General features: G+C 68.0%; 18 protein-coding genes and 4 tRNA genes. 9 read left to right on the top strand and 13 right to left on the bottom strand.

Features of this window, described 5'->3' with window-relative positions:
- Positions 1-34 precede the first annotated feature (34 nt).
- The 6 genes from WJ35_RS04450 to WJ35_RS04425 all read right to left on the bottom strand — a co-directional run bounded on the left by WJ35_RS04450 (position 35) and on the right by WJ35_RS04425 (position 4934).
- Positions 35-1072 carry an ABC transporter permease subunit gene (locus tag WJ35_RS04450; protein WP_042583850.1) on the bottom strand — a complete coding sequence of 346 codons (1038 nt, stop codon included), beginning with the start codon at positions 1070-1072 and terminating at the stop codon, positions 35-37.
- 50 nt (positions 1073-1122) lie between these two features.
- Positions 1123-2676, bottom strand: a complete 1554-nt coding sequence (locus tag WJ35_RS04445; protein WP_060237380.1) for a sugar ABC transporter ATP-binding protein — start codon at positions 2674-2676, stop codon at positions 1123-1125.
- A complete protein-coding gene (locus WJ35_RS04440) occupies positions 2663-3913 on the bottom strand; it encodes an ROK family protein (RefSeq protein WP_060237377.1) in 1251 nt (416 codons plus the stop codon). Before WJ35_RS04440 ends, WJ35_RS04445 begins: the two co-directional genes overlap by 14 nt.
- Before the next feature lie 275 nt (positions 3914-4188).
- Positions 4189-4275, bottom strand: a tRNA-Leu gene (locus tag WJ35_RS04435).
- A 259-nt stretch (positions 4276-4534) separates the two neighbouring features.
- Positions 4535-4621: transfer RNA gene (locus tag WJ35_RS04430), tRNA-Leu, on the bottom strand.
- Positions 4622-4847: 226 nt separating this feature from the next.
- A tRNA-Leu gene (locus WJ35_RS04425) sits at positions 4848-4934 on the bottom strand.
- Between the two features lie 248 nt (positions 4935-5182).
- Here WJ35_RS04425 and rnr point away from each other — a divergent pair.
- The 6 genes from rnr (at position 5183) to WJ35_RS04395 (ending at position 12378) form a co-directional block, all read left to right on the top strand.
- Positions 5183-7669 carry a ribonuclease R gene (gene rnr, locus WJ35_RS04420; protein ID WP_069238806.1) on the top strand — a complete coding sequence of 829 codons (2487 nt, stop codon included), beginning with the start codon at positions 5183-5185 and terminating at the stop codon, positions 7667-7669.
- Between the two features lie 150 nt (positions 7670-7819).
- A complete protein-coding gene (gene rlmB, locus WJ35_RS04415) occupies positions 7820-8563 on the top strand; it encodes a 23S rRNA (guanosine(2251)-2'-O)-methyltransferase RlmB (protein ID WP_069238805.1) in 744 nt (247 codons plus the stop codon).
- Positions 8564-8580: 17 nt separating this feature from the next.
- Positions 8581-9528, top strand: coding sequence for an N-acetylmuramoyl-L-alanine amidase (locus tag WJ35_RS04410; RefSeq protein WP_080484229.1), 948 nt, complete (start codon positions 8581-8583; stop codon positions 9526-9528).
- A gap of 91 nt (positions 9529-9619) precedes the next feature.
- Positions 9620-10324, top strand: coding sequence for a ribose-5-phosphate isomerase RpiA (gene rpiA / locus WJ35_RS04405; RefSeq protein ID WP_010092493.1), 705 nt, complete (start codon positions 9620-9622; stop codon positions 10322-10324).
- 253 nt (positions 10325-10577) lie between these two features.
- Positions 10578-11294 (top strand): FadR/GntR family transcriptional regulator, encoded by a 717-nt coding sequence (locus WJ35_RS04400; protein ID WP_010092492.1) that lies wholly within the window; start codon positions 10578-10580, stop codon positions 11292-11294.
- 97 nt (positions 11295-11391) lie between these two features.
- Entirely contained in the window at positions 11392-12378 is a 987-nt protein-coding gene (locus WJ35_RS04395; RefSeq protein WP_069239400.1) for a Gfo/Idh/MocA family protein, read from the top strand.
- A gap of 46 nt (positions 12379-12424) precedes the next feature.
- Here WJ35_RS04395 and WJ35_RS04390 read toward each other — a convergent pair whose 3' ends face one another.
- The 7 genes from WJ35_RS04390 to WJ35_RS04360 form a co-directional block, all read right to left on the bottom strand.
- Positions 12425-13120 (bottom strand): amino acid ABC transporter permease, encoded by a 696-nt coding sequence (locus WJ35_RS04390; protein ID WP_069238804.1) that lies wholly within the window; start codon positions 13118-13120, stop codon positions 12425-12427.
- 288 nt (positions 13121-13408) lie between these two features.
- On the bottom strand, positions 13409-14203 hold the full coding sequence (locus tag WJ35_RS04385) for a cystine ABC transporter substrate-binding protein (RefSeq protein ID WP_010092489.1): 795 nt from the start codon (positions 14201-14203) through the stop codon (positions 13409-13411).
- Between the two features lie 92 nt (positions 14204-14295).
- Positions 14296-15333: a quinone-dependent dihydroorotate dehydrogenase gene (locus WJ35_RS04380; RefSeq protein ID WP_042583937.1), complete on the bottom strand. Its 1038-nt coding sequence runs from the start codon at positions 15331-15333 to the stop codon at positions 14296-14298.
- A gap of 83 nt (positions 15334-15416) precedes the next feature.
- A complete protein-coding gene (locus WJ35_RS04375) occupies positions 15417-16247 on the bottom strand; it encodes an arginyltransferase (protein ID WP_010092487.1) in 831 nt (276 codons plus the stop codon).
- Positions 16248-16280: 33 nt separating this feature from the next.
- Positions 16281-17045 carry a leucyl/phenylalanyl-tRNA--protein transferase gene (aat, locus tag WJ35_RS04370; RefSeq protein ID WP_010092486.1) on the bottom strand — a complete coding sequence of 255 codons (765 nt, stop codon included), beginning with the start codon at positions 17043-17045 and terminating at the stop codon, positions 16281-16283.
- Positions 17046-17054: 9 nt separating this feature from the next.
- Positions 17055-17600 carry an NUDIX hydrolase gene (locus WJ35_RS04365; RefSeq protein ID WP_010092485.1) on the bottom strand — a complete coding sequence of 182 codons (546 nt, stop codon included), beginning with the start codon at positions 17598-17600 and terminating at the stop codon, positions 17055-17057.
- A 161-nt stretch (positions 17601-17761) separates the two neighbouring features.
- Positions 17762-17838: transfer RNA gene (locus WJ35_RS04360), tRNA-Met, on the bottom strand.
- Positions 17839-18034: 196 nt separating this feature from the next.
- Here WJ35_RS04360 and WJ35_RS04355 point away from each other — a divergent pair.
- From WJ35_RS04355 to WJ35_RS04345, 3 genes are read left to right on the top strand one after another with little or no spacing between them, the layout of a single operon-like run.
- The gene (locus tag WJ35_RS04355) at positions 18035-18532 is read left to right on the top strand and encodes a heme-degrading domain-containing protein (RefSeq protein WP_060237339.1); all 498 of its coding nucleotides are present in this window, start codon (positions 18035-18037) and stop codon (positions 18530-18532) included.
- 3 nt (positions 18533-18535) lie between these two features.
- Positions 18536-18874 (top strand): DMT family transporter, encoded by a 339-nt coding sequence (locus tag WJ35_RS04350; protein ID WP_010092483.1) that lies wholly within the window; start codon positions 18536-18538, stop codon positions 18872-18874.
- Between the two features lie 29 nt (positions 18875-18903).
- The gene (locus tag WJ35_RS04345; protein ID WP_069238803.1) at positions 18904-20046 is read left to right on the top strand and encodes an enoyl-CoA hydratase/isomerase family protein; all 1143 of its coding nucleotides are present in this window, start codon (positions 18904-18906) and stop codon (positions 20044-20046) included.
- Positions 20047-20073: the final 27 nt, after the last annotated feature.

Here is a 20073-nt window from a genome sequence, read left to right as displayed (position 1 = left end):
CCTGCCTGCGCCCCGATGGATGAAAGAGGGAACGTCAGGTGCGGGCCGAGTCGCGCTGGCGGTAGCGGTCGAGCGCGACCGCGCCGATGATCACGAGCCCCTTGATGATGTATTGCCAGATGTCGGACACGCCGAGCAGCACGAGCCCGTTGGTCAGCACCGCGATGATCAGCGCGCCGATCAGCGTGCCGACGATCGAGCCGACGCCGCCGACGAAGCTGGTGCCGCCGAGGATCACCGCGGCGATCGCGTCGAGTTCGTACGACTGGCCGAGTTGCAGGCCGTTGGCCGCATAGAGCCGCGCGGCCGACATCACCGCGCCGAGGCCGGCGAGCAGGCCCGACGCCGCATAGACGAACAGCTGGATCGCGCGCACGTTGATGCCCGACAGGCGCGCCGCTTCGGGGTTGCCGCCGACCGAGTAGATCCGCATGCCGAGCACGGTGCGGCGCAGGATGAACCACGATGCGACGATCACCGCGCCGGCGATCACGACGAGCCACGGCACGCCGAGGATCGAGCCGTTGCCGATGAACGCGAACGGCAGTTGCGGATTGAAGATCGTCGTGTCGTTGCCGATCAGCCGCGCGACGCCGCGCACGGCGGTCAGCGCGCCGAGCGTGACGATGAACGGCGGCAGGCGCAGCAGCGCGATCAGCCCGCCGTTGACCGCGCCGAACACGAGGCCGACCGCGAGCGCGGCCGGCACGCCGAGCCAGCCCCAGTTCGGGATGTTCGACGCGAGCAGCGCGGCGACCGCCGCGGCGGCGAGCACGGAGCCGACCGACAGGTCGATGCCGCCCGTCAGGATCACGAACGTCATCCCGGCGGCGAGCACGATGTTGATCGACGCCTGCTGCGTGACGATCGACAGGTTCTGCAGCGTGAAGAAGCCGTCGGTCAGGAAGCCGAAGCCGACGCACAGGAGCAGCAGGACCGGCAGCATGCCGGCGGTGCGCATCAGCGCCTGCATGCGCGCGCGGTGCTCGCCGAGCCGCACCTGCGGCGCGCGCTCTTGTACCGGATGGGCCGGCGCGGAAGCGAGGTTCCGCTGCTTGGTCGGGTTGATCATTTCGGTAGCCTGAATGTAAGGTGGAAAATAAGCGGCGGCGCTCAGTGCGCTCAGTGCACGATCGCCGGTTCCGTTTGCGAGCCGGTGGCGAGCGCGATGATTGCTTCCTGCGTGATCGGCGCGCCGGTGTAGCCGCCGAGTTCGCCGGCGATCTCGCCTTCGCGCATCACCAGCACGCGATCGGCGACGCCGATGATTTCCGGCAGCTCGCTCGAGATCACGATTACGCCGACGCCCGCGCGGGCGAGCTCGTTGATGATCCGGTAGATCTCGGATTTCGCGCCGATGTCGACGCCGCGGGTCGGCTCGTCGAGGATCAGCACGCGCGGCTTCGTTTCGAGCAGGCGCGACAGCAGCACCTTCTGCTGGTTGCCGCCCGACAGCGCGCCGACGTTGACGTTCGCGTGCGGCACGCGGATCGACAGCGACGCGATCGCGTCGCGCGCGCGCGTGGCGCCGCGTGCGAGATCGAGCTTGCCGAGCCGGGCGTCGCGGCCGCACACCGAGATGTTGATGTTGTCGCGCACGCTCATGTCGAGGAACAGGCCCTGGCGCTTGCGGTCTTCGGTCAGGTAGACGAGGCCGGCGTCGATCGCGTCGCGCGGCGAGTGCGCGCCGAAGGTCCGCTCGTCGATCGTCACGTCGCCGCGCGTGCGCGGCTCCGCGCCGAAGATCAGCCGCGCGAGCTCGGTGCGGCCCGCGCCGACGAGCCCCGCGATGCCGAGCACTTCGCCCGCATGCAGGTCGAGGCTGCAGCCGCGCACGCGGCCGCCGTCCGCGACGTCGCGCACCGACAGCAGCAGGTGCCCGCGGTCGTACGGCGCATGTTCCTTCTTGTAGAAGCCCGAGATGTCGCGGCCGACCATCATCCCGACCAGCCGCTCGGCCGACAGCGACGCACGCTCGAGCGTGCCGACGTAGGCGCCGTCGCGCAGCACCGACACGCGGTCGGACAGCTCGTAGATTTCCGCCATCCGGTGGCTGATGTAGATGATCGCGAGGCCTTCCTCGCGCAGCTGGCGGATCAGCCGGAACAGGCGCTCGGTCTCGCGTGACGACAGCGGCGTCGTCGGCTCGTCCATCACGAGGATGCGTGCGCGCGTGTGGACGGCGCGCGCGATTTCGACCAGTTGCTGCTCGGCGATCGACAGCGTGCCGACCAGCGTGTCCGGCCCGAACGTCGCGCCGAGCCGCGTGAGCACGTCCCGGCAGCCGCGCGACATCGCCGCGCGGTCGATCGTGCCCCAGCGGCGGTTGCCGCGCCGCAGCTCGCGGCCGACGTAGATGTTTTCCGCGACCGTCAGGTTCGGCGCGAGGCACAGCTCCTGGTAGATCACCGCGACGCCCGCGTCGCGCGCGGCGAGCGGCCCGTCGACGTCGATCCGCGCGCCGTCGATCAGGATCTCGCCGCCCGCGTCGGCCTGGTACGCGCCCGACAGGATCTTCATCAGCGTCGACTTGCCCGCGCCGTTCTCGCCCATCAGCGAATGGATCTCGCCCGGATAGACGGTCAGGCTCACGTTGTCGAGCGCGCGCACGGCCGGGAACGTCTTGCTGATCCCGCGCATCTCGAGCAGCGGACGGGGCGACTCAGATCGCGACATGGTTGACCTCCTGCGATTGCGCGCCTGCACCCTTGAGGATGCCGGCCCGCGGGGAGAAGTTGAAGAACATCGGCAGCGTCGCGGCGCCGATCGCGCCGGCGTCCGCGCCGAACGTGCCGCGCACCAGCGTCGGCGTGCCGCGCGCCTCCGGCGCGGTCGCGGCGAGGGCGGCGCGCAGGCGGGTCGTCACCGCGTCGATCAGGCCGGCGTCGGTGTCGGCGTCGAGCACGACGAACGGTGCGTCGATGACGCACAGCACCGCGCGCAGCGCCGGCGCGAGCGCGTCGACGCAATCGTCGATCCATTCGTCGACGGCGGGCAGGCCGCGCGCGATGCACGCCTCGAGGTCGGCGCGGTTGTCGACGCGCTCGCCGCTGTGGCGCAGGTGGCGCACCAGCGCGTGCAGCGATGCGCGCGCGAGCAGGATGTCCCACGGGCCGCGCGGCGGCGGCGCCGACGGCAGGCGGCTCGGCGGCACCGGCATCACGCCGATGTCGCCCGCGTTGCCGGTGACGCCGCGCAGGCAGTCGCCGTCGATTGCGATTCCGCCGCCGATCGCGGGCCCGATGAACAGATAGATGAAATCGTCCTGCTGGCGGCCGAAGCCGTAGAACAGTTCGGCGATCGCGGCTGCGTTGCCGTCGTTCTCGCCGAACACCGGCAGCGCCAGCGCGCGCCCGAGCTCGCTCGCGAAATCGACGTCTTCCCACGGGCGGAACGTGTCGGGCGCGAGGCCGAGCTCGCGCATCCAGCTGCCGAGGTTGTACGGCTGCGCGACGCCGATGCCCGTCAGCCGCTCGCGCTCGTGCGCGGGGAGGAGGGCCTGCATCGCGTCGATGTCGCGCCGGACGATCTCGAGGACCTCGGCGGGCGGCGGCAGCAGGGTGTCGTGCGAGACGCGGCCGAGCACGTCGCCGGCGAAGTTGACGAGCGCCGTCTCGATGCGCATCCGGTCGAGGTGGACGCCGATCCCGAACGCGCCGCGCGGGTCGAGCTGGATCAGCGACGCGGGCTGGCCGCGCTGGCCTTCGACGCGGCGGCCGGTGAATTCGATCAGCTTCGCGTCGACGAGCGACGTGATGATGCTGCCGACGGCCGTGCCGGTCATGTTCGCGAGGCGCGCGAGATCGGCCTTCGACGCGCTGCCTGCGCGACGCAGCGTCTTCAGCAGCAGGCGCTCGTTGTAACGGCGCACGTTGGCTGAATTGCTGCCCTGGCCGATGTGCGGGCTTCGCATGGCGTCTCCTTCCATGGCGCCGGTGTCCGGCGCATTAAATAAATCACGTTGATTTATTTAACCGCGAGGAGATCGGCGTGTCAGCCTAGGGAAATCCCGGTTTTTCTTGGTGACGAGAGTGGGGGCATGCGGGAGAGGGCGGTTGCCGGCGCGTTACCGCGCGGATGCGACGCATGCCGGGCGGCTGGTCGCGTCGTGTCGGCGCGATCGGGAATCGTGGTTCAGGGAGCAGAAATGAAAAAGGCCGGCTAGAAGCCGACCTTTTTGGAAACAGATGGTGCCCAGGAGAGGACTCGAACCTCCACGATGTTGCCACCGCTAGGACCTGAACCTAGTGCGTCTACCAATTCCGCCACCTGGGCACGTTTCGCTTGCTGCGATGCGAAGACCGCTATTCTAGCGTGTCTGAGAGATCTGTCAACAGAATTTGAGGTCGCGAACGATAATATTTTTCGGATGAAATTTCACGGCGGTGCAGGGTGAAGTTGCCGCGCATCACGCCGCTGGATGAATCGCGCCGCATGCGCGTGGCTTCCCCCAGCCCGTGCACTTGGCGAGCCCATCGAATCGCGCGCGGAAAATGAAAAAGGCCGGCTAGAAGCCGACCTTTTCGAAAACAGATGGTGCCCAGGAGAGGACTCGAACCTCCACGGTGTTGCCACCGCTAGGACCTGAACCTAGTGCGTCTACCAATTCCGCCACCTGGGCACGTTTCGCTTGTTGCGATGCGAAGACCGTTATTCTAGCGTGTCTGGGAGATCTGTCAACAGAATTTGAGGCTGCGAACGATAATATTTTCCGGATGCGATTTCACGATGGTGCAGGGTGAGGTTGCCGCGCATCACGCCGCTGAACGAGTGCACCTGGCGATCTCATCGAACCGCGCGCGGAAAATAAAAAAGGCCGGCTAGAAGCCGACCTTTTCGAAATCAAATGGTGCCCAGGAGAGGACTCGAACCTCCACGGTGTTGCCACCGCTAGGACCTGAACCTAGTGCGTCTACCAATTCCGCCACCTGGGCACGTTTGCAGTAGCTGCTTGCTGCAAAGAAGCGAAATTATAGCGCCCCATTTATTCATGTCAACACTTTTTTGCAATGCACCGTGAACGGCGCGCGGCGGCGCATGCATGCGGCATTCGGGTCATTTCGCGACACGGGCGGGTGATAGAATGACTCGCCGCCGTCACTATAGAACTGTCTGACGGACACTTCTATGTTGATGCCGCGCACCAACAGCCATCGCAACGAGAACAACCATCGACAAGCCCTTGAGCAAATATCCGTACCCCATCCCGAGCCGTGAAGAGATTCTCGGCGTGCTGCGTACGAGCGACGCGCCTCTCGCCGCGAACGACATCGCCGAGGCACTGTCGATCAAGCGCCAGGAGCGCGAAGGGTTCTTCCGGCGCGTCGCCGCGATGGAGCGCGACGGCCAGATCCGGCTCGACAAACGCGGCCATTACCAGTTGACCCATCCGTCGAACTTCGTCGCCGGGCGCGTGCAGGGCCATCGCGACGGCTACGGGTTCGTGATCCGCGACGACGGCCAGGACGACCTGTTTTTGCCGAACGGCGAGATGCAGAAGGTGATGCACAACGACCGCGTGCTCGCGCGGATCGTCGGCTACGACCGGCGCGGCCGGCCGGAAGGCCATGTGGTCGAGGTCACCGACCGCGCGAACAAGCGCGTGATCGGCCGCCTGCTCAACGAGAACGGCGCGCTGATCGTCGCGCCCGAAGACAAGCGCATCGGCCACGACATCCTGATCACGCAGAACGTGAAGAAGGCGAAGGTCGGGCAGGTCGTCGTCGTCGAGCTGACCGATTTCCCGAGCCGGCATTCGCAGCCGCTCGGCCGCGTGGTCGAGGTGCTCGGCGACATCGACGATCCCGGCATGGAGATCGAGATCGCGGTGCGCAAGTACGGCGTGCCGCACGAATTCAGCCAGCCCGCGCTCGACGACGCGGCCGCGCTGCCGGACAAGGTGCGGCCCGCCGACCTGCGGTTCCGCGTCGACCTGCGCGACGTGCCGCTCGTCACGATCGACGGCGAGGACGCGCGCGACTTCGACGATGCGGTCTACTGCGAGCCGGTCAAGGTCGGCCGCGGCGACGGCTTCCGTCTGATCGTCGCGATCGCCGACGTGTCGCATTACGTGCAGCCGGGCAGCGGGCTCGACGGCGACGCGGTCGAGCGCAGCACGTCGGTATATTTCCCGCGCCGCGTGATCCCGATGCTGCCGGAGAAGCTGTCGAACGGGCTGTGCTCGCTGAATCCGCAGGTCGATCGCTGCGTGCTCGCGTGCGACATCGTGATCACCGCGCGCGGCGAGATCAAGGCCTACCAGTTCTACCCGGCCGTGATCCATTCGGCCGCGCGCCTCACGTACACGGAAGTCGCGGCGGTGCTCGCGAACACGAAGGGGCCGGAGGCCGCGCGCCGCGCCGAGCTGCTGCCGCACCTGCAGAACCTGTACGGCGTCTACAAGGCGCTGTTCGCCGCGCGGCAGAAGCGCGGCGCGATCGACTTCGATACGACCGAGACGTACATCGTCTGCAACACGCAGGGCAAGATCGAGCAGATCCTGCCGCGCCAGCGCAACGACGCGCACCGGCTGATCGAGGAATGCATGCTGGCCGCGAACGTGTGCGCGGCCGACTTCCTGAAGCGCAACAAGCATCCGGGCCTGTACCGCGTGCACGCGGGGCCGACCGCGGAGAAGCTCGAGAACCTGCGCGCGTTCCTGCGCGGGATGGGGCTGACGCTCGGCGGCGGCGATACGCCGCACGCGAGCGACTATGCGGCGCTGATGGCGCATATCCGCGACCGGCCCGATGCGCAGATGCTGCAGCCGATGCTGCTGCGCTCGATGCAGCAGGCGGTCTACAGCCCGGACAACATCGGCCACTTCGGTCTCGCGTACGAAGCCTATGCGCACTTCACGAGCCCGATCCGCCGCTATCCGGACCTGCTCACGCACCGCGCGATCTACGCGATCCTGTCCGGCAAGAAGTACGTGCCGAAGGCGCCGGACGGCGTCGCGCTGAACACCGCGCTGTCGCCGCGCGCCCGCGCGATGCAGCAGGCCGACGACGAGGCGCGCAATCGCTCGCGCACGACGAATACCGCGATCTGGGAAGAGCTCGGGCTGCACTGCTCGGCGAACGAGCGGCGCGCGGACGAGGCGTCGCGCGACGTCGAGGCGTGGCTCAAGTGCTACTTCATGCGCGACAAGCTCGGCGAGGAATACGGCGGGATGGTGAACGGCGTCACGTCGTTCGGCATCTTCGTGCAGCTCGACACGCTGTTCATCGAAGGCCTCGTGCACGTGACGGAGCTCGGCTCGGACTACTTCCAGTACGACGAGATCAAGAACGAGCTGCGCGGCGAGCGCACCGGCATCCGCTATCGCCTGTCGGACCGGGTGCGTGTGCAGGTGAGCCGCGTCGACCTCGACGCGCGCAAGATCGATTTCCGGCTGGTGCGCGACACGCCGGTGAAGGCGCCGCGTCCGGCGCCGCAGGCGCCCGCTGCGGGCGGCAATGGCAACGCCAATGCCAACGGCAGCGATCGCGGCGGCCCGCGCTTGCGCATGCTGCCGGCCGCGGACGAAGCCGCGCCGCGCCGCAAGCAGGCGGCGAGCGCGCCGACTGCCGCGGTGAAGGAGGCACGTGCCGCGCGCGCCGCGAAGAAGAAGGGCGGTGCGGCGGCGAAGACGCCCGCCAAGAAGGCGCACCCGCGCAAGAAGTATTGAGCGTACGGGGCGGCGCCGGCGCCGCCCTCGCCGTATCGACAGACGCCGCGTTGCACCGGCCGCCGGCCGGCCACGCGGCGCTTTCCTATTCCATGGATTGCGGCCGTGCGCGTCGCGCGGCCGCGCGTTTGATCGAAGGTTGTTCCAGTCATGTCACGTCTGAAGGTTCTTTACGGTTTTCATGCGGTGACCGCGCGCTTGCGGCACGATGCGTCGACGGTTGCGGAGGTGCTGTACGACCAGACGCGCCGCGACCGCCGCATGCAGGATTTCCTGCACGCCGCGAAGGAAGCGGGCGTGCGGCTGATCGCGGCCGACGAGACGCGCCTGTGGGGGCTCGCGCACACCGAGCGCCATCAGGGCGTCGTCGCACGCGTCGAGGACATTCCGCTTGCGCAGAACCTGTCCGAGCTGCTCGACGGCATCCAGGGCCCGGCGCTGCTGCTCGTGCTCGACGGCGTCACCGATCCGCACAACCTCGGCGCGTGCCTGCGCGTGGCCGATGCGGCCGGCGCGCATGCGGTGATCGCGCCGCGCGACCGCGCGGTCGGCCTGAACGCGACGGCGGCGAAGGTCGCGAGCGGCGCGGCCGACACGGTGCCGTACATCACGGTGACGAACCTCGCGCGCGCGCTGCGCGAGCTGAAGGAGGCCGGCGTGTGGATCATCGGCACGTCGGACGAAGCGTCGGCAACGCTCTACGATACGAAACTCGACGGCCCGGTCGCGCTCGTGATGGGCGCGGAAGGCGAGGGCATGCGCCGGCTCACGCGTGATACCTGCGACGAAGTGATGAGCATTCCGATGGCCGGCAGCGTCGAAAGCCTGAACGTGTCGGTCGCGAGCGGCGTGTGCTTGTATGAAGCGGTAAGGCAGCGGCGCGTGAAGGGCTGACGCGCCCGGCGTTGCGTATGGGCAAGCCGCTTGACCCGAACCACGCGTGCTGCGATCGCGCGCGGCGCGTGCTCGACGCACTGCGAACCAGGTTCCTGTTGCGCATCGGCGCGTCGTGCGCGATTGCCGGCGTGCTGGCCGGCTGCGCGTCGCCTTCGTTGGTCGAGCGCGGCAGCTACTACGCGGACACGAGCCTGCACGCGCGCGGCGCCGATGCGCGCATCCGTTTTCTCGTGATGCACTACACCGAGAGCGACGAAGCGCAATCGCTGCGCACGCTGACGGGCGACGCGGTCAGCGCGCACTACGTCGTGCCGGCGCAGCCGCGCATCGAATGGGGCAAGCCGGTCGTCTATCAGCTCGTTCCGGAAGCGCAGCGTGCGTGGCACGCGGGCGTCAGCGCCTGGCAGGGCACGACGGAGCTGAATGCGGCGTCGATCGGCATCGAGAACGTCAACGGCGGCCCGGCCGACACGCCGCAGGGCCGCACCTGGCAGCCGTATCCGCCGGCGCAGGTCGATGCGCTGATCCGCCTGTCGCAAGACATCGTCGCGCGCTACGCGATTCCGCCGACGCGCGTCGTCGGGCACAGCGACATCGCGCCGCAACGCAAGATCGACCCGGGGCCGGCGTTCCCGTGGCGCGCGCTCGCGCAGGCCGGCGTCGGCGCATGGCCGGACGACGCGACGGTCGTCGCGCGTCTGGCCGGCCGCGATCCGCATGCGGCGGTCGACGTGCGCGGGCTGCAGCTCAAGCTGGCGCGCTACGGCTACGACGTGCCGACGGACGGCGTGCTCGACGAGCGTACGCGCCGCGTGTTCGCCGCGTTCCAGATGCATTTCCGGCCGTCCGGCTACGCGGGCGACCCGGACGCGGAGAGCGACGCGATCGCGCAGGCGCTGCTCGACAAGTACTTCCCCGGCACGCCGGCTGGCGGCGACGCGACGGCGCCCGGCGCACCTTGATCGCCGGCACCTCCCGCGCCGAAAAAGCGTGGGCCGTGGTCCGAGTCCGGTAAACTGGCGGTTTTCCGCAATCCAGCAGCATTTCCATCCCATGACTCAAGACGAACTCAAACGCCTCGTCGGCCAGGCCGCGGCCGATTACGTGATCCAGAACGTGCCGGAAGGCGCGGTGATCGGCGTCGGCACCGGCTCGACCGCCAACTGCTTCATCGATGCGCTGGCCGCCGTCAAGTCGCGCTATCGCGGCGCGGTGTCCAGCTCGGTCGCGACGACCGAGCGCCTGAAGGCGCACGGCATCACGGTGTTCGACCTGAACGACGTCGAATCGCTGCAGGTATACGTCGACGGCGCGGACGAAATCGACGCGAGCGGCGCGATGATCAAGGGCGGCGGCGGCGCGCTGACGCGCGAGAAGATCGTCGCGTCGGTGGCTGATACGTTCGTGTGCATCGCCGACGCGAGCAAGCGCGTGCCGGTGCTCGGCGCATTCCCGCTGCCGATCGAAGTGGTGCCGATGGCGCGCACCGCGATCGGCCGGCGCGTGACGGCGGCCGGCGGCGTGCCGGTGCTGCGCGTGACGAAGGACGGCGCGCCGTACATCACCGACAACGGCAACGAGATCATCGACGTGAAGGGCCTGCAGATCGCCGATCCGCGCGGCTTCGAAGCGGAGGTCAACGCATGGCCGGGCGTCGTGACGGTCGGCCTGTTCGCGGCGCGCGGCGCGAACCTGTGCCTGCTCGGCACGGAGAGCGGCGTCGAGACTATCGTTTATCCCGACGTTTGTAAGAAATGAAAAGCAGTGCGTAATGCACTGCTTGTTCAAATCTTGTTTAAAATCGCGGCCCGGCAAGCGCAGAGCGCTTCCCGGGCTTTTTTGGATGCCTTATAAATCCCCCCCGAAAGTAAGAGGGATAACCCTGTCAGGTGTTTACCAGATAGCGTAACGGCCTCGAAACTCATCAACTTACAGATCATAAGAACAGTCGTAACCAGGGCCGGCGGAACTGCGGAGCAGGTATTCGCAAATCGACGCACGGGGAGGTGTCATGGAGCAGGGCAAAGACCGGTCACTGGTCGCCAAAGTGATGGATGGACTTGTCGCGGGCATCGTCGAGGACAAGTACGGCGGCATTTTGCCGCCGCAGGATGTACTGTCGAAGGAATTCGACGTGAGCCGCACGGTCATGCGTGAGGCATTGTCGATGTTGCTGGCGCGCGACATGCTCGACGTCCGTCCGAAAGTCGGTACGCGCGTGCGGCCCATGCGCGACTGGCGCATGATCGACGAGGACGTCGTGAGCTGGCGGTTTCGGGCGAAACCCGACCCGCAGTTCATGCGCGACGTCATCGAATTCAGGATGCTGATCGAGCCGCGCGCGACCGCGCAGGCGGCCGTGCGCGCGAGCGCGGCCGAGGTCGCCGGCATTCGCGAGGCGTTCGAGGCATTCAAGGCGCTGCAGCCGGGCGACCCCGGCTACGACGCGGCCGACGAACTGCTGCATACGCGGATCGTCCACGCAAGCGGCAATCAGTTCTTTCAGCAAATGGCGGCGATCGTGCGCGGCGCGGTGCGGCTCGTGAATCCGCGGGTCGTGCAGAAGGAGGGCGCGCACGACGTGGCGCTCAAGGCGCACGCGCGCGTGGTCGACGCGATCGAACGCCGCGATCCGCGCGAGGCCGAGGCGGCGTCGCTCGCACTGATCGACTTCAGCGCCGACGAGATCTCCCGGGACTTCTCCGTCGACGTGCCGGTGCGGGCGTGACGCTGCACGGGTCGTTCATCGGCGAGCCGGTGCGCGTATCATGACGGCCGGCCGGCAGTGCGCCGGCCACCGTCATACGACCGCCACGGAAGATCCGATGAACGACTTGAACGACCGCCCGGTGCGCTTCGGCATCGTCGGCGCAGGCAGCATCGCGCGCCGCTTCGCGCAGAGCCTCGCGCACGTACCGGGCGCCGTACTCAGCGGTGTGTGGGCGCGCCGCGCCGACGCCGCCATCGCGTTCTGCAACAGCTGCGGCGGCACGCCGGCCGCGAGCCTCGATGCACTGCTGGCAAGCGATATCGACGCCGTCTACATCGCGACGCTCCATGACAGTCATGCCGAATACGCGCTGGCGTCGCTTGCGGCCGGCAAGGCCGTGCTGTGCGAAAAGCCCGCGACGCTCAATGCGGCGCAGCTCGAGACCGTGCTGCGTGCGGCGCGCGACGCCGGCCGGCTGTTCATGGAGGCGATGAAGCCGCCGTTTTTCCCGCTGTACCGGAAACTGCGCGCGCATCTGCGCGATGACCCGATCGGCGAGATCCGGCTCGTGAGGGCCGGCTGCGCGTCATCGAGCGTGCCCGGCGACCATCCGGTCTATCGCCTTGAGCAGGCGGGCGGCGCGCTGCTCGACATCGGCATCTACGAGACGTTTCTCGCGGTCGACTGGCTCGGCGCGCCACTCGACGTGCAGACGCTGGGGCGGGTCGGCGCGACGGGCGTCGACGTGTTCGCGAGCCTCAACAGCCGCCACGCGAACGGCGGCATCGCGCAGCTCTTCTGCGGGCTCGACGTGATGGGGCGCGGCGACGCGCTGCTGGCCGCGGCGGGCGGGCACGTGACGATCCACGAGAAATGGTGGAATCCGGCGCGCGCGACGGTCTGCTATGCGGACGGCCGGGTGGTCGAGCTCGATGCGCCGTTCGACGGCGGCGGCCTCAACTACGAGACCGCGCATTTCTGCGACCTGCTGCGCGGGGGGCAGACCGAAAGCCCGGTGATGACGCACGATCATTCGCGGCGGATGATCGCGATGACCGATGGGGCGCGCGCCGCGCTCGGCGTGCGATATTCGGGCGAGTAGGGAGAGAGCAGGCTGGCCGCGCCGGCCGCGAAGCGCAGCGCGGCGTTCAGTGCCGGCCGGGCAGCGACAGCCGCTTTTCGTACCAGCGCTGCACCCATTCGAGGATCTGGCACAGCACCCAGTACACGGCGGCGGCGGCCAGGTACAGCGGCAGCGGCTGATAGGTCGCGGCGATCACTTCCTGCGCGCTGCGCAGCAGCTCGGTGACGGTGATCACCGACACGAGCGACGTGTCCTTGATCAGGCTGATCAGGCTGTTCGACAGGCTCGGCACGGCGATGCGCAGCGCCTGCGGGCCGATCACATAGCGCAGCGTCTGGCCCCACGACAGCCCGAGGCTGTACGCGGCGAGCCACTGGCCGCGGTGGATGCCGTTGATCGCGCCGCGCATGCTTTCGGACATGTAGGCGGCGACGTTGGCGGACAGCGCGATGACGCCCGCGGGCGTCGGATCGAGCGAGATGCCGAGGCTCGGCAGCCCGTAATAGATCACGAAGATCTGCACGAGCAGCGGCGTGCCGCGCATCACGCTGACGTAGGCGCGCGCGAGCGCCGCGAGCGTGTTCACGACCACGCGTTCGAAGCCGGCGGTGATGCCGTCGCTTTGCCGGATGCCCATCATCGCCAGCACGACGGCGCCCATCAGGCCGAACACCATCGACAGGACGGCGAACTTGACGGTCAGCACGGCCCCTTGGGCAAGTACCGGCAGCGATTGGACGAGCAGGGAAGTGGTCGACATGGAGTGCTAGGGCCTGTTCCCGTGATTAAAAAAATTCATTCCAGGCGCTGGCCGCCAGAAGGGCCGATCGCCGCGTCATGCTGTTGAGTATTCGCTGCGTCCCATTCTTCGCGCTCGGCCCTTCTGGCGGCCAGCGCAAGCCCGTTATTAGCGGGAACAGGCCCTAGGCGGGTGCATGCGCGAAAGCGCAATCATAAACCGGGCGAAAAGACAAAGGGCGGCATCGTCGAGGATGCCGCCCTTTCGACCCGCCTTCCGGCGGGTATGCTGGCGAGCTTGCCTGGGTGCTTACTTGATCGGCTTCGTCACGTCGATGCCGAACCACTTGTCCGAGATCTTCGTGAAGGTGCCGTCGGCTTCGAGCTGCGCCATCGCGTCGCCGATCGCCTTCTGGAACTTCGGGTTGCCCTTCTTGAACGGAATGCCCGACGGGTTCGCCGAGCCGACGTTCGCGCCCGGGCGCAGCGGCAGCTGCGAATTCTTCGTCAGGTACGCGAGCATCAGGCGGTCGTTGAGCGCCGCGTCGAGACGGCCTGCCGCAAGATCGCGCAGGTACTCGGGCGCGCCCGGATACGTCTTCACGTCGATGCCCGGCACCGACTTCGCCATGTCCATGTAGTTCGTGCCGAGCGCGACGCCCAGCTTCTTGCCCTTGAGGTCCTCGAGCGACTTGAACTGGCGGGTGTCGTCCTTGCGCTGGATCAGCTGCGCGGACGAGTAGGTGTACGCCGGCGAGAAGTCGAGCGTTTCCTTGCGCTTGTCGGTAATGCCGACCTGGTTGGCGATCACGTCGAACTTGCCCGCCTGCAGGCCTGCGATGATGCCGCTCCATTCGGTCGTGACGAATTCCGGCTTCACGCCGAGCTTGGCCGCGACGGCCTTCGCGATGTCGACGTCGAAACCGACCAGCTCGCCCTGCGGGCTCTTCGAGTTGAACGGCGGGAACGTGCCTTCGAGGCCGACCCGCAGCGTGCCGCGCTGTTTCACTTCGTCGAGGAGGTCGGCCGCGTGCGCGGTCGCGGCGGTGAACGACGCGCCGATCAGGCCGGCGACCAGCAGTTTCTTCAGCAGCGCAATTTTCATCGTGTGTTTCCTTACCCGGTCCGGGTCAATGATTCGGATCGATGATAGCGATAACGCTATCAATGGTGAAATATGGTTTGCTTATGCCTATATTACGACGCTCGAGCGCCGGCCACTGCCTTCACGCATTCGGCGACGAGCGACGGGCCGCGGTAGATGAAGCCGGTGTACAGCTGGACGAGCGACGCGCCGGCCGCGAGCTTCGCCTGTGCGTCCGCGCCGGAGAAGATGCCGCCGACCCCGATGATCGGCACCGCGCTGCCGAGTTCGGCGTGCAGCTTGCGAATCACTTCGTTCGACGCCTCGAACACCGGCCGCCCGGACAGGCCGCCGGCCTCGTCCGCGTGCGGCAGGCCCTGCACCGCGGCGCGCGACAGCGTCGTGTTGGTCGCGATCACCGCCTCGATCTTGTGGCGCAGCAGCGTGTCGGCGATTTCCTTGACCTGCTCGTCGTCGAGGTCCGGCGCGATTTTCAGCGCGAGGGGCACGAGCTTGCCGTGCAGATCGGCGAGGCGCTGCTGCTTGTCCTTGAGCGCCGCGAGCAGGGCGTCCAGCTCGCCCGCGCCCTGCAGCTGGCGCAGGTTCTTCGTGTTCGGCGACGAGATGTTGATCGTCACGTAGCTCGCGAACGGATAGACGCGCTCGAGGCAGTACAGGTAGTCGTCGGCGGCGCGCTCGATCGGCGTGTCGGCGTTCTTGCCGATGTTCAGCCCGAGGATGCCGCGGTAGCGGGCCGCCTGGACGTTCTTCACGAACTGGTCGACGCCGCTGTTGTTGAAGCCCATCCGGTTGATCAGCGCATCGGCCTGCGGCAGCCGGAACATGCGCGGGCGCGGGTTGCCGGGCTGCGGGCGCGGCGTGACCGTGCCGACCTCGATGAAGCCGAAGCCGAGCGCCGCGAGGCCGTCGATCGCCGCGCCGTCCTTGTCGAGGCCGGCCGCGAGGCCGACCGGGTTGCGGAACGTGAGCCCCATCACGGTGCGCGGCGCGTCGGGCACGCGGGCCGACAGCGCGCAGGCGAGGCCGGTGCGGCCGGCCGCGCCGAGCGCGCGCAGCGTGAGGTGGTGAGCATCTTCCGCATCCATCTTGAACAGGGATGCGCGGGCCAGCGGATAGAGGGAACTGAACACGGGAATGGGCGACAGCCGAAAATATGACAACCCGCTATTTTACCGGGAGTTGGGCGTCCGGGGCGGCCTTCGGCTGGCGCGTGTCAGATCGAGCCGGAATGCCCGCCGGGGAGCGGCGCGCGCGCGAGCGCCGCGTCGACGGGCGGCAGGTCGAGCCGTTCCGGATCGAGCACCTTCCAGCGCCCGTCGATCAGCCCTTCGAGCGGATGGAAATTCGCCTTGTACGCCATCTTCGGGCTTTCGCGGATCCAGTAGCCGAGATACACGTAAGGGAGGCCGAGGCTTTTCGCCTGCTCGATCTGCCAGAGGATGTTGTAGGTGCCGTAGCTGGTATGCGGGTCGTCCGGCTCGAAGAACGTGTACACGGACGAGAGCCCGTCGCCGAGGATGTCGATCATGCTGACCATGCGCAGCTGGCCGGGCGCGCCGCCCGGCGCATCGAGGTCGCGGAATTCGACGAGGCGCGAATTGATCCGGCTCTGCAGCAGGAACTGCTCGTACTGGTCGCGGCTGTCGCGGTCCATTCCGCCGCCCGCGTGGCGCGCGGACTGGTAGCGCATGTACAGCGCGTAATGCTCTTCGTCGTAATGCAGCGGCGACACCGTCGCGACCAGCGCGCGGTGCCGCTTCCACATCCGCCGCTGCGTGCGGCTCGGCGTGAACGCCGCGACCGGCACGCGCACCGGCACGCACGCGCGGCAGCCGTCGCAGTATGGCCGGTAGGTGAAGACGCCCGATCGCCGGAAGCCGGCCTTGACGAGCTCGGTGTAGATGTCGGAATTGATCAGGTGGCTCGGCGTCGCGACCTGCGAGCGCGCGACGCGGCCGTCCAGGTAACTGCACGGGTAGGGCGCCGTTGCATAGAATTGCAGCGCCGAAAGCGGTGAAAGCGGCAGCTCAGTCGGGTGAGTCATGGGCGGCTCTCGTGGCAAGGAGGGAGTGCCGCGCTAGCGCTCGTTTCCGGCACGGGCCGCCGGTTCGCCGCGGCCCGCCAGCGTGGCGAGCACGCGCTTGTCGAACTGCCACGGTATCGGCGGTTCGGCCACCGCGCGGCGCACGTGGGCGACGAAGGCCTTGCGTGCGATCTCGCGGCCGCCGAGCGACGCTAGATGCGACGTATTCTGCTGGCAGTCTATCATCTCCAGCCCGTGCTCGCGAAGGTGCGCGACCAGCGTGGCCAGCGCGATCTTCGACGCGTCGGTGACGTCGGCGAACATCGATTCGCCGAAGAACATCCGCCCGAACGCGACGCCGTAGAGCCCGCCGACGCGCCTTCCGTCATGCCAGGTCTCGATGCTGTGCGCGTTGCCGGTGCGATGGAGTGCCGTGTACGCGTCGATGATCTCCGCGGTGATCCAGGTGCCGCGCTGGCCGCGGCGCGGCGCCTGCGCGCAGGCGCGCATCACGCCGGCGAAATCGTGATCGACCCGCACTTCCCATGCCGGCTCGCGCAGCACGCGCCGCAGCGTCTTCTTCAGCGACGGCGACACCTTGAACTCGGCCGGCACGAGGATCATCCGCGGGTCGGGGCTCCACCACAGCACCGGCTGGCCGTCCGAATACCACGGGAAGATGCCGCGCTGGTAGGCGTCGATGAGGCGCGACGGCAGCAGGTCGGCGCTGGCGGCGAGCAGCCCCGGTGCGCCGGTTGCCGGACCGAGCGCCCGTTCGACGGGCGGAAACGGATCGTCTGGGCCGAGCCAGGGGACCATGGGCGGCGCTCAGCCGTTGCGCAGCGAGCGGAAGATGTCGCCGGTGTGGACGCCGTAGTCGCCGGCGGCACGGTCGGCAAAGAAGAATCGCAGGGTCTGGCTGACGGTCGGGAACGCGATTTCGTCCCACGGAATGTCGGCCTCGTCGAACAGCTTCACCTCGAGGCTTTCCTCGCCGGCCTCGAACGCCGGATCGACGAGACGCGCCAGATAGAAAAGGTGCACCTGGTGCACGTGCGGCACGTTGAGCAGCGTAAAGAGATTCTGCACTTCGACGCGCGCGCCGGCTTCCTCCAGCGTTTCGCGCGCAGCGGCCTCGGCGGTCGTCTCGCCCATTTCCATGAAGCCCGCCGGCAGCGTCCAGAAGCCGTAGCGCGGCTCGATCGCGCGGCGGCACAGCAGCACCTGCTCACCCCACACGGGGACCGTGCCGACGACGTTGCGCGGATTCTGGTAGTGGATCGTGCCGCATTGATCGCAGACGAAGCGCTCGCGGTTGTCGCCCGGAGGAATGCGCGCGATGACTTCGTGACCGCAGACGGAGCAGAATTTCATGTCGTGTGGAAGGGACGAGGTGATGCGAGTGTATCACCGGGGCGGCCCATTCTCGAACGGTCGAGTCGGCCGGAGGCCGGCGCGCGGGCGTGAAGCAAAGCGCGCGCGGAAAACAAAAAGCCCGGCGCTCGGGCCGGGCTTCCTGCATGAATCGGGACGCTTGGTTGCGGGGGTAGGATTTGAACCTACGACCTTCGGGTTATGAGCCCGACGAGCTGCCAGACTGCTCCACCCCGCGTCCGTCGAAAAATGAAATTATAAGGAAGTGTTTCCGGCTGCGCAAGCATTTTCTGACAATCGGCTTATAGGGGCTTCCGGGGCAGGTACGGCGGGCCGTGCGCTAGAATCGAGCGGTTTGTGTCGACACCCCGGCAGCGGCGCCGCGCGCGATGGCAGCGGTCATGGCTGCGCCGCCTTTTCGCTTAGACGGATTCATGGATATTCCTCTCGATCTGCAGTCGATCGGCGCGCAGGAACAGGCGCTCGTCTTTCCCCGTTTCGATGCTGCCCGCGCGTGGGCGCTCGGCAGCCGGCTGCATGCGCTCGCCGCGTCGCGCGGCCATGCGGTCGCGATCGACATCACCACGTTCGGCCAGACGCTGTTCTTTGCCGCGCTGGCCGGCGCGACGCCCGACAACGCCGACTGGGTGCGCCGCAAGCGCAACGTCGTCGCGCATTTCCGCCGCAGCTCGTACGCGATCGGCCTGCGCATGCAGCAGGCCGGCACGACGCTCGCGGACAAGCACGGGCTGCCGGTGACCGAGTACGCGCCGCACGGCGGCGCGTTTCCGCTGACGGTCGACGGCGCCGGCGTGATCGGCTCGGTGACCGTGTCGGGGCTGCCGCAGCGCGCGGACCACGAACTGGTCGTCGAGGCGCTCTGCACGGAACTGGGGCAGGACTACGCGGCGCTCGCGCTGGCGAGGAGCTGAGCGATGCAGCTCCCCGGTTATGCGTGGCTCGCGATCGCGATCGTCGCGGAGGTGATCGGCACGTCCGCGCTGCGCGCGGCGGACGGCTTCACCCGCTTCTGGCCGTCCCTGCTCGTCGTGGCGGGCTACGCCACCGCGTTCTACTGCCTGTCGCTGACGCTCAGGACGATGCCCGTCGGCATCATCTATGCGGTATGGTCGGGCGCCGGCATCGTGCTGATCACGCTCGTCGCGATGCTGCTGTATCGCCAGGTGCCGGACGTGCCGGCGGTGATCGGCCTGTCGCTGATCGTCGCGGGCGTCGTCGTGCTGAACCTGTTCTCGAAGATGCAGGCGCACTGATCGCGCCTGCGACCAGCCGGATTGCTTTCATGACCGATTCCATCCCCGTCGCTTCCGACCAGCCCGACGTGCGCGCCTATGTGGCGAACCGCATCGGCTTTCTCGAACTGAACCGGCCGAAGGCGCTCAACGCGCTGTCGGTCGGGATGATCCGCACGCTGCACGCGGCGCTGGACGCCTGGCGCGACGATCCCGAGGTCGTCGCGGTCGTCGTATACAGCCCGCACGCGCGCGCGTTCTGCGCGGGCGGCGACGTGCGCTTCTTCCACGACGCGTGGCGACGCGGCGACCGCGACGCGGTCGACACGTTCTTCATCGACGAATACTCGCTGAACCATGCGATCTTCACCTATCCGAAGCCGTACATCGCGCTGATGCACGGCGTCGTGATGGGCGGCGGCATGGGCATTTCGCAGGCGGCGCGGCACACGGGCGGGCTGCGTGTCGTCACCGATTCGACGAAGATGGCGATGCCGGAAACGCGCATCGGCCTGTTCCCCGACGTCGGGATGAGCTGGTTCCTCGCGCGCACGCCCGGCGCGATCGGCCGCTATCTCGCGGTGACCGGCGCGACGCTTGATGCGGCGGGGGCGCTGTACGCGCAGCTCGCCGACGTCTACGTGCCCGATGCGGCGCTGCCGGCGCTGCTCGACACGTTGCGTCGCGAACGCTTCGACAGCGGTGCGCAGGCGGTCGAATGCGTGGCCGCGGCGGCCGCCGCGCACAAGGTCGTGCCGACGCCCGACACGTCGGCGCTTGCGGACGCGCGCGCCGGGATCGATCGTCATTTCGCGCAGCCCGATCTCGTCGCGACGCTCGCGTCGCTCGACGCCGAGCAGGATTGCGCGGCGGTGGACGGCTGGGTCGAGAAGGCCGCGCACGCGATGCGCAGCCAGCTGTCGCCGCTGTCGATGGCGGTCTCGCTGGAAGTGGTCGAGCGCGCGCGCGGCGCGACGATGGCCGATTGCCTGCGGCGCGACCTCGACCTGACGCGCTCGACGTTCGCGCGCGGTGACGTAATCGAAGGCGTGCGCGCGCTGATCGTCGACAAGGACCAGCAGCCGGCCTGGCGCTTCAAGTCGATTGCGGATGTCGACCGCGCGGACGTGCTGGCGATGTTCGACAGCCCGTGGGCGCCCGACACGCATCCGCTGCGCGACCTCGAGGACTGATCGCGAGCGTCACGGGATCGCTTCAAA

It is taken from the genome of Burkholderia ubonensis, from assembly GCF_001718695.1.
GTDB classification, from domain to species: domain Bacteria; phylum Pseudomonadota; class Gammaproteobacteria; order Burkholderiales; family Burkholderiaceae; genus Burkholderia; species Burkholderia ubonensis_B.
This window is presented reverse-complemented; position numbering and strand designations above follow the sequence as displayed.

Coding starts and splice junctions, on each gene's coding strand:
- WJ35_RS04365 (WP_010092485.1), bottom strand. CDS start 17,600: ATGAAATTCTGCTCCGTCTGCGGTCACGAAGTCATCGCGCGCATTCCT.
- WJ35_RS04345 (WP_069238803.1), top strand. CDS start 18,904: ATGACCGATTCCATCCCCGTCGCTTCCGACCAGCCCGACGTGCGCGCC.
- WJ35_RS04350 (WP_010092483.1), top strand. CDS start 18,536: ATGCAGCTCCCCGGTTATGCGTGGCTCGCGATCGCGATCGTCGCGGAG.
- WJ35_RS04410 (WP_080484229.1), top strand. CDS start 8,581: ATGGGCAAGCCGCTTGACCCGAACCACGCGTGCTGCGATCGCGCGCGG.
- WJ35_RS04375 (WP_010092487.1), bottom strand. CDS start 16,247: ATGACTCACCCGACTGAGCTGCCGCTTTCACCGCTTTCGGCGCTGCAA.
- WJ35_RS04395 (WP_069239400.1), top strand. CDS start 11,392: ATGAACGACTTGAACGACCGCCCGGTGCGCTTCGGCATCGTCGGCGCA.
- WJ35_RS04445 (WP_060237380.1), bottom strand. CDS start 2,676: ATGTCGCGATCTGAGTCGCCCCGTCCGCTGCTCGAGATGCGCGGGATC.
- WJ35_RS04355 (WP_060237339.1), top strand. CDS start 18,035: ATGGATATTCCTCTCGATCTGCAGTCGATCGGCGCGCAGGAACAGGCG.
- rlmB (WP_069238805.1), top strand. CDS start 7,820: ATGTCACGTCTGAAGGTTCTTTACGGTTTTCATGCGGTGACCGCGCGC.
- aat (WP_010092486.1), bottom strand. CDS start 17,045: ATGGTCCCCTGGCTCGGCCCAGACGATCCGTTTCCGCCCGTCGAACGG.
- WJ35_RS04440 (WP_060237377.1), bottom strand. CDS start 3,913: ATGCGAAGCCCGCACATCGGCCAGGGCAGCAATTCAGCCAACGTGCGC.
- WJ35_RS04450 (WP_042583850.1), bottom strand. CDS start 1,072: ATGATCAACCCGACCAAGCAGCGGAACCTCGCTTCCGCGCCGGCCCAT.
- WJ35_RS04385 (WP_010092489.1), bottom strand. CDS start 14,203: ATGAAAATTGCGCTGCTGAAGAAACTGCTGGTCGCCGGCCTGATCGGC.
- WJ35_RS04390 (WP_069238804.1), bottom strand. CDS start 13,120: ATGTCGACCACTTCCCTGCTCGTCCAATCGCTGCCGGTACTTGCCCAA.
- WJ35_RS04400 (WP_010092492.1), top strand. CDS start 10,578: ATGGAGCAGGGCAAAGACCGGTCACTGGTCGCCAAAGTGATGGATGGA.
- rpiA (WP_010092493.1), top strand. CDS start 9,620: ATGACTCAAGACGAACTCAAACGCCTCGTCGGCCAGGCCGCGGCCGAT.